This window comes from Bacillus sp. EB V-12 (assembly GCF_056158125.1).
In genome coordinates, this window is record NZ_JBUXJL010000003.1 from 572,400 (window position 1) to 586,715 (window position 14,316).

The window sequence follows — 14,316 nt, forward strand, 5'->3', positions numbered from 1 at the left end:
CCTTTCTACTTAGCATCTAATATATTTTTTAAAAATGAATCATCAGTGGAGTAAAATCCCACTGATGATTCATTTTATAATGCACCCTCTTTAATTTTCAATTGCTGCGTTGCAAACTCACGATACATATCATGCGTCTGTAATAATTCATCATGCGTACCACTACCTGTAAGATTCCCTTTTTCAATAAAGATAATTTTATCTGCATCTACAACAGTAGAAAGTCTATGTGCAATCACTAATGTTGTTCTGCCTTTCATTAAGTTATTTAATGCTTTTTGAACGACAGACTCAGATTTACTATCTAAGCTTGAAGTTGCCTCATCGAGCATAAGAATTTGCGGATTTCGAAGTAACGCTCGGGCAATAGCAATTCGCTGTCTTTGCCCCCCAGAAAGCTTCACACCGCGTTCTCCAACTTCTGTTGCATAACCGTTTGGTAAGTCATGAATAAATGCATCAACATATGCCATTGCTGCTACTTTTTCAATTTCTTCATCCGTTACTTCGCCCTCGACGCCATAACAAATATTATCACGAATTGTTCCATCAATTAACGGACTATCTTGTGATACGTAACCGATTTGACGTCGCCATGACTGTAATGAATAACTCGTAATTGATTCTTCCCCTAATTTAATGGCGCCACTAGTTGGCTCATAAAAACGTTCCAGTAATGAGAATAACGTTGTTTTCCCACTACCACTTGGTCCTACAATCGCTGTCACTTTTCCAGATTCAATTGTGAAATCAATATTTTTCAAAACTTGCTCTTCTTCGTTATACTCAAAATGTACATTTTCAAGAACGATCGGTTGCTTAGCATTTGTCACTTTCACACCAGTTTCATGATCTTCTACTTCATATTCTAAAATCGTACTAATTCTTTCCGTTGCACCAATTGCCTTTTGGAATTGTGTAAAGAACATAGATAATTGACTCATTGGCATTACAATTTGAACTAAATACAAAATAAACGCTACAAGTTCACCGGTTGTTAATGCACCGCTAGAAACTCGCATCCCGCCATATCCTACGATAATAACAAGTAGTGCCATTAAAACAAACGACATAACTGGCGAAATTAATGCTTGCACTTTTCCTTCTTTCAAACCAAATTGTAATAACTTTTGTATACCTGTATTACCCGTTTCATATTCTCTTTTTTCTGTATTTGAAGATTTCACTAAACGAATTTCTGATAACACTTGCGTTAACACACTTGTAAAAGATGCCGTTTCATCTTGAAGCGCTTTTGAAATCTTATACATTTTTCGTCCAAGTGGAACTAAAATTAATACAGACAACGGAATAACCGTTAAAAGTAACGCAGTCATTTTCCAATCTAAAACAAATAATACAATTAACGATCCAACAATTGAAATACCGCCTGTTAATAAGTTTGACAAATGCTCAGAAATTAACGTTTTCACTACACCTGTATCATTCGTCATACGGCTAATTGTATCACCTGTTCTATTTTGATCGTAATAAGATACCGGCAAGATAAGTACCTTTTTCCACAAACGTTCTCTTAGTCCCGCTACAATCTTCTGCCCAATATAATTTAGTAAATATATAGACAACCCTGCCGCAATAGTTTGCATTACAAAGAAAGCAACTAATCCAACAATTTGTCCTGCACTAATTGAAGAAAGCGAAAAATTATCTACTAATCCTTTTGTCAGCATAGGAATAAATAAACTCGCTCCCGTAGAAAGCAAACTCATTAATAACGCAAAAACTAAAATTCCTTTCGGAGGATTTGTATCTTGAATAAGGCGTAAAAACTTCCTCCAACTCCCTTTTTTCTTCATTTCATTTCTAACTTCCATTCCTGTTCATCTCCTCGTGGTAAACAAAACTGTTCTTTCTAAAATTAGAATACGATACAAATGTAAACTGAATGTAAACACACTTTTTCTATTTTTACAAAATATACATAAAAACTCATCTTTACAACAGATATAAACATCTGATATTATTACCTGGTACTTAATATTATTCTATGTAAATTATAGATAAATAATTTACAACACGATATAAATCTCCAGTTAGTGAAAGGAGTATCCTTTTTGCAAACAAATATACATTCTGAAAAGGAAACAATTATTTTTATTCATGGATTAGTTGGCAATCGTCGCGCCTTCAAAAAGGAACAAAAACGTTTTTCTTCCTCCTACAACATTATAACTTATGACTTATTAGGTCACGGTGATGATAAAGGAGAAGCAATCGACTTTTCATTACAGCGCCTCGTAGATCAATTATTAAACTTATATGAGCAAGAAGGTATTAAAAAAGCACATATTTGTGCGCTAAGTTACGGCTGTTACATCTCTACAATTTTTGCACAAATGCATCCAGAAAAAGTATTAAGTATTTGTCATATTGGAGGACATTACAATAACCCTTCTCGTTTATATAATGTATTTCAAAATTTTTGGGAGAAGCGAGGAGATGAATACTCTAAATGGCTCTCTCAATACGCAAATACTATTTTTCCAAGCGGTATATTAAAAGCAAATCCGTTCGCAGTCATTTCAAGAAATATTTACTACCGTTTCGGATTACAATTACATTCATCCATAATTGCCCAGTCATTACGACATCGGTTAGAATTCGATTTAAAATCTAAATTAAAATCACTTCCTCACCCTATACTATGGGTAATGGGAGAGCATGATCATCTCTATAAATCTTGTCTATTTGATTTGAAATCTATTTTGCCTAACGTTCTATATAAGGAAATACCGTTAGCGGGACATGCAGCGAACTTATTTCGTCCTAACTATTTCCATGACTTATATGATCGATTTTTAAATGGAAAGTTAAAATAAAAACTATTAAACTTCCAATTTATTCAACTATAAAAAGGCTTCCCAAGTTTCCTTGGAAAGCCTTTTCTCTATACGAAAAGTATATAAAACTACTTTTTCTTAGTATGCTTTTGTGTAACCTAATAGGTGCTTGCTCCAGTAAGAGTTACTTACAGAACTAATACGTACACCAGTTGCATCTGTTTCTGCACTAATGAACTGACCGTTTCCTAAGTAAACACCCATGTGAGAAGGACCTGATTTATAAGTATTTTGGAAGTATACTAAATCACCTGGTTGTGGATTGCTAGTTTTTGTTTTAGAGCTCCAGTATCCAGCAACTGTTTGACGAGCGCCTTTATGACCAGTTTGATTTAATACGTAGTGAATGAATCCACTGCAGTCAAAACCAGCAGGTGTTGTACCAGCAGTTCTGTATGGTGAACCATTTAAAGATCTAGCGAATCCAGCGATTGAAGATGTATCTCCACCTGTTGTTGGTTTTTGTACGTCTTTACCTGGTTGTTGAACGTTATTTGTAACATTATTGTTATTTGTAACGTTGTTTACTCCGCCTTTTACAAACTTAACGAAGTCTGCACTTACGTAACCTGTGCGGCCGTTATGGTTAATTTTGTACCAACCATTTTCAGCACCAGTAACGTTTAATACTTTACCATTTGTTACTCCACCGATTACAGCGTTGTATGTAGCTGGGCCTGTACGTACTTTTAAAGCACCAGTGTTAACAACATAAGAACCACCAGTTTGAACTGTTGTAGTATTGTTGTTTGTAGTTGGTTGTTGTGTTTCGTTAGATACAGCAGAACCACCTTTTGTTACGAAGTCTTTGCTTACGTATCCAGTTCCACCATTGAAGTTGATTTTAAACCAATCTTGTACTTCACCTACAACTTGTACTGTTTTACCTTTGTTTACAGAACCTAATACTGTATGAGATGTACTTGGGCCTGTACGTACGTTAAGTGAAGAAACGTTTACTGTGTAAGTACCTGTTCCTTGTTGAACAGTCGTTCCTGTTTTGCCACCAGTCGTTACGAAGTCACCACTTACATAACCTGTTTGACCATTTACGTTTACTTTGAACCAACCATTTTCTTGTCCAACTACTTGTAGCACTTGGCCTGATTTTACTTTAGAAATAACGTTATGTCCTGTACCAGCACCTGAACGAACATTTAATACATCAGCAGTTACTGTGTATTTTAATTCAGAAGTTGTTTCTACAGTTTTTGTTTCAGTTACAGTCGTTTGAGTTTGAGTTTGAGTTTGTCCATTAATTTCTTTTAGCGCTTCATTTGAAACTTGTGCATGAGCAGAATCCATTCCTGGAACTGCAACGCCAGCTACAGAAGCTGCTGCTAAACCTGCAATTACTTTTTTCATAAGTTGTCTTTACTTCCTTTCCCTACTATCCTCTTAAAAAAAACTAAAACTTTAATACTTTACAATATTATCAAAGTAAAATATTCATCCAGTTCCATTTTTTAGCAAGAGTTTTATTTTTCACACAGAGTTCATTTTAAATGAACAAAGTGAAATCCGTGTGAACTTCATGTGAACTTTATCATTAAACACAGTGTTTTTGCAATGGTTTTTTCAAATTTCTTATATATCGCATGAAAATTCGACATTCCATTTAATATTTTAATATAAAATATCCCTTTTCTATCTATTATAAAAAATTCTATTAACCTAATACAAACTCAAGTATGTATTTCCTTATAAAGCTCCTTACATGAAGTATACTTTCATCATGACAAAAATCACTCTATTTATCAATAGTATAATATTTTTAGAAAACTAAATTTCTATACTATCTACAATTTTGAAATAATTTGACGAATTGTAAGATTTATTTCACAAAAGCCATTTCTCCTTTAAAGAAAACACACACTATATCAACTGTTCTCTTTTTCTTATAATGGAATTTATAGGATATTTATAGTATTATATACATATCTTAATAAACAAGAATTTTAGCGAATTGATTAAAGTTTCATTCCCTTATAAAATGAAACTTTAATCAGGAAGGGTTTTATACATCCTCCGCTAATTATTAACCCTCACCACTCGGGCTGCCCATTAATGCGGAGTTTTATTGGAATAAAAAGAGGAGGCATATTTGTGAGAAATATAATAGATGATCCAATACAAAAAAACATAGAGCTATACTATACTTTTATTCAATTCGTTTCAATGATAACATTACAAAAAGTATCAGCTATTGAAACACGTAAAAACGAATTAAAAAATCAGATGAAAAATGCCGGACAAAAAAACCCTTATTACGTATAAAAAAAGGTGAACAGGTTATATTCCTGTTCACCTTTTTAAATTATTTATAAATTTTCACACGGTCCTCTAGCGGTTGGAATTCTTTTTCACCAGCATGTACTACCGGTTTACCAAATGGCATTTGCGCAATAAGTTTCCAATTCTCTGGAACATCCCACTCTTTTCTCACTTCTTCATCAATTAGCGGATTGTAATGCTGTAACGTAGCACCAAACCCTTCAATTTCTAAAGCTGTCCAAATTGCAAATTGTAACATTCCTGATGATTGCTGAGACCAAGTTGGGAAATTATCTTTATATAATGCAAAGTTAGCTTGAAGGCTTTCCACTACTTCACTGTCTTCAAAATATAAAACCGTTCCATAACCACTTTTAAATGCATTCATTTTTTCTTCAGTAGGTGCAAAGTTATTTTCAGGTACAATTTTTCGTAACGTTTCTTTCGTAATATCCCATAATTTATCATGTTGTTCTCCTAATAAAACAACAACGCGAGCACTTTGAGAATTAAAAGCTGAAGGTGTATGTTTTACAGCATGATAAATCACTTCTTGAATTTTCTCATCAGAAACTACTTGCTCTTTACTAATTGCATAAATAGATCTTCTGTCTTCAATTGCTGAGTAAAAATCTTTTGCCATCATAATTCCCTCCAATTTTCAATTGAGGCTATTTCATATGTATATATCATATTACGCCCCTCAAACTTATTATTAATAAGCTTATAACTTTATAATATCACAGCAACAAACAAACTCAAATAATAACACTTATATTTAGAAGCTTTTTCCTTTTTAAAATAAAAATAAAAAGACTGTTTGTTGTTATCTAAAATTAGTAACAACAAACAGTCTTACTTATGTAGCGATCTAGATTCGTATTTTACTTACTTAATTAACTAATCCAAATGCATACGACATTAACTTATTTGTCTCTGTAAAACGTTTTGTTTTACTTGATGTCCCCATGACCACTGTAATAATTCGATTATCACCTTGCTTTGCAGTCCCAGTAAAACAGTATCCTGCACTATCTGTAAATCCAGTCTTTAGTCCGTCTATTCCTTCTATATATAAACTTTTATTATTTTTATTTAACATGTCGTTTGTGCTTATAACATTAATATTATTAAATGCTAGCTGACTTTGACGTAAGTGAGTCACTTCTAATATTTCCGGATAATCTTTTATAAGATGATACGCCAATTGTGCTACATCACCAGCCGTCATTTTTGTTTCACTTCCATCTGGCTCTTGTAATCCAGAAGCATTTGCAAATTTAGCATGTTCCGACATTTTTAACTGTTTCGCTTTTGCATCCATAAGCTGAACGAAATCTTTCTCCGATTTTGCCATATGTTCTGCTAAAGCCACAGCTGCATTATTAGCTGACTCAATCATTAATGCATGATATAAATCTTTAACAGTTAATGTGTCATTAACTTGTACTGGGATTCTCGCTCCCTCTGTTTGTGCCGCCTTCGCACTCATTTTCACTGGATCTTCCCAGCGAACTTTCCCGTTATGTATACTCTCTAGTAGGAGATACGCTGTCATCATCTTAGACATACTAGCTGGTGCAAAAGCTTCATTTTCATTATATTGATAAATAATATCTCCATCACTCGCATCGATAATCATAGCTGCTTTTGCGTTAATTTCTGGTGGGATGTACTTTGGCGGGACTACTTTTTCAGTAAATCCTGCTTTAGGTAGTTCTGCCACTTGCAAAGGTTGTCCCTCTACATTCGCTACGCTCTTTTGATTTCCTTGGAATAAGAACCAACATATCCCTAAAATAATGACTAATAGGACTGTCATCCTTCCCCATTTTAACCGATTCATTTCAAAACTCCTTTAGCAAACCTTTTATACACTCACATTTAACCTTATCAACAATTCCTTTATATAGTCAAGGTAAAAGGTATATTTATTCATATACAGCAATGATTATTTTAATTTATTTATGTTAAACTTACAATGTTGAAACGTAAGAATATTCAATAATAAAATCTCGTAAATAAAGCGAAACTTTAATCAGCCCCCCAATCGGGCTACCCGTCAAATAGCGAGATAAACTATTTAATAGAAGGGATTCATACAAATGCTACTTCCAAAATCATTAAAATACGGAGACACAATTGGGATCTACTCCCCTTCTTCACCAGTAACCTACACTTCTCCAAAAAGATTTGAACGAGCAAAATCTTACTTACAACAGAAAGGGTTTCATATATTAGAAGGTTCATTAACAGGTCGATATGATTTTTATCGTTCTGGTAGTATACAAGAGCGTGCTGAGGAGCTAAATGTCTTAATAAGAAATCCTAATATTTCTTGTATTATGTCAACAATTGGTGGGATGAATTCAAATTCAATATTACCTTATATTGATTATGATGCTTTTCTAAAGAACCCTAAAATAATGATTGGGTATTCAGATGCAACTGCTTTATTACTAGCAATTTACGCCAAAACAGGAATCCCTACATTTTATGGACCAGCTCTCGTCCCTTCCTTTGGCGAATTTGAACCTTTTGTTGATTGCACATACAAATATTTTGCTGAAACTTTACTACATGATCATTCTCTTCCTTATCATATAAAACAACCATTATTTTGGTCAGATGAATTTATTAATTGGGAAGAAAAGACGAAGGAGAAAGAACTTCGACCAAACGATTGGATTTCAGTAATTGATGGAAAAGCTACTGGGCGTATTATTGGCGGGAATTTAAACACGATACAAGGAATTTGGGGTAGCCCCTATATGCCACATATTCAAGAAGGCGACATTCTCTTCATTGAGGACAGTTCAAAAGATGCAGCTACTATTGAAAGAAGCTTTTCATTACTTAAAATTAACGGTGTATTCGATAAAATTTCAGGTATCATTCTTGGAAAACATGAGCAATTTGATGATTGTGGTACAAATCGAAAACCTTTTGAAATACTATTAGAAGTACTTCAAAATCAAAGAATTCCTTTTCTAGCTGACTTCGATTGTTGTCATATACATCCCATGATTACCATGCCTATCGGTGTTCAAGTAGAGTTGGATGCAACAAATAAAACGATACATATTGTAGAACCTTGGAAAAAATGAATGCATAGCTTCTATTGTTTTACAATAAAAGCCATGATACTATATAATTTGGAATGTGAAAGATTAAACAAAATACGTTCCAATATCTATCATTAGAAAAATTAGGTATAAATATATATTTATATGCAAAAGAGAGTGAATAAATGAAACCAACTATTAAAAATTACGTATTTTTACATGTAGCTTTTTTGATATATTCTATCATTATGGTTTACATGAAATGGGCAGCTAAATTCCCCATTGCTTCCATCTCATTTTTTGTTGCTTATTTCGGACTAGTTATACTTTTATTCGGATATGCAATTTTATGGCAACAAGTAATTAAACATTTCGAAATTTCAAAAGCATATTCACATCGCGGAATTATTATACTGTGGTCAATGCTTTGGTCAGTATTTCTATTTGGAGATACGATTCAGTGGAATCATTTACTTGGTGCAGCTATTATTATTGTCGGAATTGTGGTGGTGACAAAAGATGAATAGTTATATGTTATTATTTATTTTCGGGATAATTTTAGCTAATTACTCACAAATATTATTAAAAAAAGCTACTTTGCAACAATACGATTCTAGAATAAAAGAATATGTGAATCCTTATGTTATTATCGGCTACTCTTTATTTGTAATTAACGCCGGATTAAATGTTATCGCCATGAAGGGTATGGCATTAAAACAAGCATCAGCATTAGAATCCTTAAGTTATATCATCATATTAATTTTCGGTTGGTATTTCCTAGGAGAAAAAATAACGAAACGTAAACTCATCGGCAACATGATTATTATCGTTGGTGTAATCGTTTATTGTATCCAATAGTAAAAAGCTCCGTTTATCACAAACGGAGCTTTTTACTATTGACCTAAATTTTGCACTTTATCTTTCAAATCTCGAACTTGATCTACCGTCTGCATAAGCTCAGAGTTTTTAAATTGCTCTACATCCACTTTCCCTTCTTCTATCTTTGTCATCGCCGTATCAATTAACGTATTTAACTTTTCATTATATCCGACGATTTGTTGATGAAGATCCTTTGCTACATCAGGTGGCGTTAATTCATTGAATGCGGGTATATCTTGTTTAATTTCACTAAGCTTCGTTTCTAATTCTTTTCGAGCCTCGCTATCATTAACGGCCTTTTCTGCTAATGCTGGCGCATCATTTGCAAATGCACTTATTTCATTTACATAGTCTGTCGCCTTTTGAGCATAATCTATGGAGTTCTTTCCTTCTTCCACTATTGAACATCCCATTAAACCAATTGAAACTATAAATACTAATAAAATTGATTTTATTTTCATTTTAGACCCCCTTCGCCTTTATCATTGTCTGTAATTTTCTCTATACATAACTTCTAGCTAAATTGTTTATAACCTTTTTCAAATAGCTATTTATCCTCTTACATGCCCTATTATCGTTACAACATCTATTTCTATATGTACGCTTATAATATCTTCAATTATATCCATATATCCTTGTCCTATAGCTGTTCCATAGTGTAATGTAAGCCCCTTCTTTTCATACACTGACTTTGGCACTGAAAAAATAAATCTCCTCAAGTTTCTTTCATCAGCTGGTTCCATAATTAAAACAATCCCATCCTCATCAAACATATACGCTCGCCCTCCAACTTTACATTCACTATGGCTCAGTATTGCCTTGGTCAGCAAAATTTAAAACACAATAAGTTAAGATACTCTCTGCTCTATCATAAAGTGAAACTTTAATTAGCCCTCACCAGTCGAATCTTTATCGGCAAATAGCGAGATAAAAATAAAAAACATTCATTCATTTTTGTTAAGAATGAATGCTTTTTAAAAAATCAATTTCTAACTCTAGCATCTTTTTTTGACGAGGTTTTACTTTTCTTACGGGAACTCCAGCGTAAATATACCAATCATCTAAACTCTCTTTTACCATACTCATCGCACCGACTGCCGTACCTTCTCCTACCGTTACATTTGGAAAAATAATAGAATTAGCACCAATAATCACATGTTTTTTTAAAATAACTTTTTCTGCTTTCACATTCCTATATTGATTCGGGACGGTTGGACCCATTAATGTATTTCCACTGAAATCATCAAGTACTGCATATACGATTGTTTTAGCTGAGATGTTTGCAAAATCATGCATTTCAATCCCAACTTCCCCTCCATATAACGCTGTATACGCTGATATGTGCGAATAACTTCCAATTGTGATTTTACCACTTAAAATGCAAAAATCATCAATTCTTACATGATTGCCAACTGATATAGCACTCGGATTATATATACTTGCTTTTTTACTAACCAATACATTTTTCCCAACAGATAAAAATCCAACTTTCTTTAGTTCTTCTTGACTATAAAAACTATTCATCTACCGACACCACCTTCTGCTCTAAACAAATTACAATTTGCTCTACTAGTTCTTTCGTCATTCCTTCCCATAAAGGTAAACTTACGATTCGTTTTGCTATTTTATTCGTCTTTGTTAAATCTGTAGACTTATAGTTTTTAAAAAGAACTTGTTGGTGGCAAGATGGTGAAAAGTATAATCTAGCTTCTATTTTCTGTTTTTTCAGTTCTTCAATTACTTGTATGTTGCGAACTTCTTCTGGACAAATGATAGGCATAAATTGGTGAATAACTGCTTCTGTCTTTTGGGCTTTCCACCCTTTTTTCATTAACCCAGTATTTTGTAACAACTGTTTATACCATTCAGAAATACGGGTACGTTCTTTTAATTTTTGATCCCACTTTTTTATAGTCGCAATCCCAATAGCTGCTGCGTATTCAGACATTTTACAATTAAACCCCATCATCGTACATTCACGATTTTTATCAAATCCGAAATTCCCCATTCTTTTAATACGTTGTATATCTTCTTCGTTTTTACTATATATGAGCCCTCCTTCACCAATTCCGAACGGCTTTGTTGCATGAAAGCTATATACGATCATTCCACTAAAATCTTGACCGTAATGCATCCCTCTATTCATTAAACCAAATCCCGGCGCCGCATCTACGACAACCGGAATCCCCTTCTTCTCTAATTCTTCATATTCTTCTAAGTTCATCCATGATCCAAAAGTGGCGTACGGGACAACAATCGCAACCTCTTCTTTTAATTCTTCTATTTTATCCAAAAGTACGGTTTTATCCATATACCAATCATCTATTGAAATATCAATAAAGTAAGGTTCCAATCCACACCAAATAGCGGCTAAGGCAGTCGCAGGGAATGTAAAGCTAGGCATGAGAGCATACTTTCCCTTTCTTCTTTTCTTTAGTTGAATAGCCGCCATTAACCCTAACGTTGCGTTTGCTACTGTTGTAACAGCTCCCCTGTTTTGAAAAAATGACGACATAATTGTTTCCTCGAAACGTTGATTTATAGGTCCATAATTCGTATATATGTGAGATGTATCAATTTCCTTCAATTCGTCCAAATACTCACTTACAGGTACAGTTGAAGCACGTAAAAAAGGAATATTCTCCATATCTATCTATTCCTTCCTATCATTTTCGGACAATATAGAGCATATCTGTTTCAGATAATCCAAATTTCCTAGCACTTTTCATTCCTTGTTTTTCCGCTATGTTATATAATTCTACCTTAAATCCTGCATTCATTAATCGTTGAATAAATCCCGATTGATTGTAAATTCTCACATGATCTTCTTGACCAAAAGCTAATTTCCTCAATTGTGGTGTTACAATTAATTCATTCTCTATAATAAAATCTACATTCATTACGATCGGTACTTGAATAATTCCCCATCCATTTGGCTTTAACACTCTATATAACTCTCGCATTGCTTTGTCATCATCAGGAACGTGTTCTAACACATGGCTACATAATATTACATCAAAAGTATTACTATCATATGTAATCCTTGTAACATCAATTTCCTTCATTAATGGATCCTTTGGTTCTAAGTCACCACATACATACGTAATATTTTTATACTCGTTAAACCAATCTCTTAACTTCGCTTCAGGTGCAATATGAAGCATTGTATAGTTTCTATTTAACAAGTCCGTTTCCGTTTCAATGTACGCACGATACAATCTTTCACGATCCATCGAATTGCAAACTGGACATATCCCTGTATCTTTATTCCACATCTCAAATTTATATTTCGGAAAATCATAATGCGCTGGCCAAGGTGAAAATTTTTCAAATTGTTGATTGCAATATTGACAATAACAAGATTCTTTCTCAAACATATGAGCAACTAACTTGTTTAACCCTTTTTTTATCTTTTCATTATAAATTTGATCTAGTTCGCCATTTCTTACTGCATCCTTAACTATAAATCCCGCATTTTCTAAACAATAAGATAAACTCTCTTTATACTCACTTTCGGAGCTTAAAAATCCACTATTATATGCATCTATAATTAATTCAATCCACTCTTCAATTGTCATTAAAATAAAATGCATTTGTTTTTGATTTTGTCCACTATGTTGTCTAAAATAACTAAGAGGTTCTTGCATATAAACTACTTTTCCTTTCCTCATCATATCTAGCCAAGTTGCAATGTCATTAATAGCAGAATAAGCCTTTCCTTTAAAATATCCAAACTTCTCGTCAAACAAATCCCGATTAAACAAAACCGTTGTCGGCTCACCAACTACATTTTTTAAGTTTTTTAACATATAATTTCCTAATTCTTTTCCTTCAAAAAGTGTAGTTTCTTTCGCGATTTTCATATTTAATGTTGAAGGTGGTAATATCTCTCCATTCTCATCAATCAGTTCACGATATGACGTCACAAATGAAATATTTTCTAACGTCAAAAAGTATTTCATCATTCTCTCGATCTTTTCATGATGAAATAAATCATCATCTAATAAAAAGTTTATATAGTCCCCATTCGCAAGTTCTACACACTTATTAAAGTTTTCGGCAACTAACGGCGTTTCATTTTTAACATATGTAATACACTCATATTCACGTAAGTACGGTTGAATCATAGCATTGACTTCATTATTTGTACTATCGTCAGAAATAATAATTTCAATATTTTCATATGTTTGATTCAAAGCGCTGTTGAGTGCTAATTCCAAGTAATAAGGTCTATTGTATGCAGGAATAAGTATACTTACTTTCGGTAATGAAGAATTATTATTTATATGTTGTTTTTTCTTTTCTATGTTTATTTTCTTCGCTCTAATTTTTTGGTAATAGTCTAATGTATATAATATCGATGATGGAACTATCCTTCTTGCATAATCTAGAAAATTAGTTATTGCTTTGTCTAACTCTTTTTCAGTGGATAAGAAACCATATTTTTCGCCTGCTATAATACTGTGTGAAAAATCTTCTAACCCATCCATCATTTTATTAGATTCATTTAACTGTTGATCTGGATGTAATCGAAAGTAACTAAGCGTTTCTGCTATATATACTGCTTTTCCTTTACTTAATAAAGATAACCATGAAGCTATATCTACGTTACATAAATACCGCCTCTTATCAAAAATTCCATATGGTTCTTGTAAATCATTTTTACGAAATAAAACTGTTGTCGGTTCTCCAATATAATTTTTTTGATCCACAATTACCTTATTTCCTAATTCTGTTCCCTCTATAATCGTATCTTCTTCAAATAAACGGACAGTCGAATAAATATGTCGTAGCTCTTTCCCTTTATCATCAATGACTTGACGATGAGATGTTACAAGCTTAATTTCATTATCTAAATCATTGAAAAAATACTTCATCATTTTTTCAATTTTATTCATATGAAATACATCATCATCCATTAAAAAATTTATATATTCACCGTTCGCTTCATTAAATAACATTAGCGCATTTTCAAATTGTCCGAGAGTTGATCTATTTTTTATATAAATAATATTTGAATGATCACATAAGTATTTTTGTAACACTTTTTCTGTTTCATCATTCGTGCTGTCATCTCCAACTATAATTTCTATATTAGGGTACGTTTGTTCTAACACACTACATAACGCCTTTTCAAAGTAAAGAGGACGATTGTACGTAGGAATTAATACACTTACCAACGGAAGTTGCTCTACCACCTCTTCATTTCTTTCAATACGAGTTCTCATTTTAACTCT

Annotated in this window: 14 protein-coding genes; 5 read left to right on the forward strand and 9 right to left on the reverse strand. The window is 33.0% G+C overall.

The window, feature by feature from the left end:
• Window positions 1–74: 74 nt before the first annotated feature.
• The gene (locus tag ACZDYH_RS14505; RefSeq protein ID WP_049107614.1) at window positions 75–1,835 is read right to left on the reverse strand and encodes an ABC transporter ATP-binding protein; all 1,761 of its coding nucleotides are present in this window, start codon (window positions 1,833–1,835) and stop codon (window positions 75–77) included.
• A gap of 240 nt (window positions 1,836–2,075) precedes the next feature.
• On the opposite strand from ACZDYH_RS14505, the gene ACZDYH_RS14510 reads away from it, so the two are divergent.
• Window positions 2,076–2,840, forward strand: coding sequence for an alpha/beta fold hydrolase (locus tag ACZDYH_RS14510; RefSeq protein ID WP_001194309.1), 765 nt, complete (start codon window positions 2,076–2,078; stop codon window positions 2,838–2,840).
• A gap of 99 nt (window positions 2,841–2,939) precedes the next feature.
• On the opposite strand, the gene entFM is transcribed toward ACZDYH_RS14510, so the two are convergent.
• The gene (entFM, locus tag ACZDYH_RS14515; RefSeq protein ID WP_000755513.1) at window positions 2,940–4,226 is read right to left on the reverse strand and encodes an enterotoxin EntFM; all 1,287 of its coding nucleotides are present in this window, start codon (window positions 4,224–4,226) and stop codon (window positions 2,940–2,942) included.
• A 741-nt stretch (window positions 4,227–4,967) separates the two neighbouring features.
• Between entFM and ACZDYH_RS14520 the strand changes: the two genes are divergently transcribed.
• Window positions 4,968–5,138: a DNA mismatch repair protein MutT gene (locus tag ACZDYH_RS14520; RefSeq protein WP_139849607.1), complete on the forward strand. Its 171-nt coding sequence runs from the start codon at window positions 4,968–4,970 to the stop codon at window positions 5,136–5,138.
• A gap of 40 nt (window positions 5,139–5,178) precedes the next feature.
• On the opposite strand, the gene ACZDYH_RS14525 is transcribed toward ACZDYH_RS14520, so the two are convergent.
• Both ACZDYH_RS14525 and ACZDYH_RS14530 read right to left on the reverse strand, forming a co-directional pair.
• On the reverse strand, window positions 5,179–5,781 hold the full coding sequence (locus tag ACZDYH_RS14525) for a nitroreductase family protein (protein ID WP_001987122.1): 603 nt from the start codon (window positions 5,779–5,781) through the stop codon (window positions 5,179–5,181).
• Window positions 5,782–6,027: 246 nt separating this feature from the next.
• On the reverse strand, window positions 6,028–6,981 hold the full coding sequence (locus tag ACZDYH_RS14530) for a D-alanyl-D-alanine carboxypeptidase family protein (RefSeq protein ID WP_001080877.1): 954 nt from the start codon (window positions 6,979–6,981) through the stop codon (window positions 6,028–6,030).
• 259 nt (window positions 6,982–7,240) lie between these two features.
• On the opposite strand from ACZDYH_RS14530, the gene ACZDYH_RS14535 reads away from it, so the two are divergent.
• From ACZDYH_RS14535 to ACZDYH_RS14545, 3 genes are all read left to right on the forward strand, one after another.
• Complete coding sequence (locus tag ACZDYH_RS14535) at window positions 7,241–8,242, forward strand: S66 family peptidase (RefSeq protein ID WP_474886460.1); 1,002 nt, start codon at window positions 7,241–7,243, stop codon at window positions 8,240–8,242.
• A 143-nt stretch (window positions 8,243–8,385) separates the two neighbouring features.
• Window positions 8,386–8,727, forward strand: coding sequence for an EamA family transporter (locus ACZDYH_RS14540; RefSeq protein WP_000805125.1), 342 nt, complete (start codon window positions 8,386–8,388; stop codon window positions 8,725–8,727).
• Complete coding sequence (locus ACZDYH_RS14545; protein ID WP_001089868.1) at window positions 8,720–9,058, forward strand: EamA family transporter; 339 nt, start codon at window positions 8,720–8,722, stop codon at window positions 9,056–9,058. Before ACZDYH_RS14540 ends, ACZDYH_RS14545 begins: the two co-directional genes overlap by 8 nt.
• Before the next feature lie 35 nt (window positions 9,059–9,093).
• Here ACZDYH_RS14545 and ACZDYH_RS14550 read toward each other — a convergent pair whose 3' ends face one another.
• From ACZDYH_RS14550 to ACZDYH_RS14570, 5 genes are all read right to left on the reverse strand, one after another.
• Window positions 9,094–9,540 carry a DUF6376 family protein gene (locus ACZDYH_RS14550; RefSeq protein ID WP_000695203.1) on the reverse strand — a complete coding sequence of 149 codons (447 nt, stop codon included), beginning with the start codon at window positions 9,538–9,540 and terminating at the stop codon, window positions 9,094–9,096.
• A 90-nt stretch (window positions 9,541–9,630) separates the two neighbouring features.
• Window positions 9,631–9,852 (reverse strand): hypothetical protein, encoded by a 222-nt coding sequence (locus ACZDYH_RS14555; RefSeq protein WP_000459099.1) that lies wholly within the window; start codon window positions 9,850–9,852, stop codon window positions 9,631–9,633.
• Window positions 9,853–10,036: 184 nt separating this feature from the next.
• On the reverse strand, window positions 10,037–10,603 hold the full coding sequence (locus tag ACZDYH_RS14560) for an acyltransferase (RefSeq protein ID WP_074553840.1): 567 nt from the start codon (window positions 10,601–10,603) through the stop codon (window positions 10,037–10,039).
• Entirely contained in the window at window positions 10,596–11,726 is a 1,131-nt protein-coding gene (locus ACZDYH_RS14565; protein ID WP_152121322.1) for a DegT/DnrJ/EryC1/StrS aminotransferase family protein, read from the reverse strand. Before ACZDYH_RS14565 ends, ACZDYH_RS14560 begins: the two co-directional genes overlap by 8 nt.
• A gap of 19 nt (window positions 11,727–11,745) precedes the next feature.
• A complete protein-coding gene (locus ACZDYH_RS14570; protein ID WP_474886464.1) occupies window positions 11,746–14,307 on the reverse strand; it encodes a glycosyltransferase in 2,562 nt (853 codons plus the stop codon).
• Window positions 14,308–14,316 lie beyond the last annotated feature (9 nt).

Coding starts and splice junctions, on each gene's coding strand:
- ACZDYH_RS14555 (WP_000459099.1), bottom strand. CDS start 9,852: ATGTTTGATGAGGATGGGATTGTTTTAATTATGGAACCAGCTGATGAA.
- entFM (WP_000755513.1), bottom strand. CDS start 4,226: ATGAAAAAAGTAATTGCAGGTTTAGCAGCAGCTTCTGTAGCTGGCGTT.
- ACZDYH_RS14530 (WP_001080877.1), bottom strand. CDS start 6,981: ATGAATCGGTTAAAATGGGGAAGGATGACAGTCCTATTAGTCATTATT.
- ACZDYH_RS14545 (WP_001089868.1), top strand. CDS start 8,720: ATGAATAGTTATATGTTATTATTTATTTTCGGGATAATTTTAGCTAAT.
- ACZDYH_RS14535 (WP_474886460.1), top strand. CDS start 7,241: ATGCTACTTCCAAAATCATTAAAATACGGAGACACAATTGGGATCTAC.
- ACZDYH_RS14505 (WP_049107614.1), bottom strand. CDS start 1,835: ATGGAAGTTAGAAATGAAATGAAGAAAAAAGGGAGTTGGAGGAAGTTT.
- ACZDYH_RS14550 (WP_000695203.1), bottom strand. CDS start 9,540: ATGAAAATAAAATCAATTTTATTAGTATTTATAGTTTCAATTGGTTTA.
- ACZDYH_RS14560 (WP_074553840.1), bottom strand. CDS start 10,603: ATGAATAGTTTTTATAGTCAAGAAGAACTAAAGAAAGTTGGATTTTTA.
- ACZDYH_RS14565 (WP_152121322.1), bottom strand. CDS start 11,726: ATGGAGAATATTCCTTTTTTACGTGCTTCAACTGTACCTGTAAGTGAG.
- ACZDYH_RS14540 (WP_000805125.1), top strand. CDS start 8,386: ATGAAACCAACTATTAAAAATTACGTATTTTTACATGTAGCTTTTTTG.
- ACZDYH_RS14525 (WP_001987122.1), bottom strand. CDS start 5,781: ATGATGGCAAAAGATTTTTACTCAGCAATTGAAGACAGAAGATCTATT.
- ACZDYH_RS14570 (WP_474886464.1), bottom strand. CDS start 14,307: ATGAGAACTCGTATTGAAAGAAATGAAGAGGTGGTAGAGCAACTTCCG.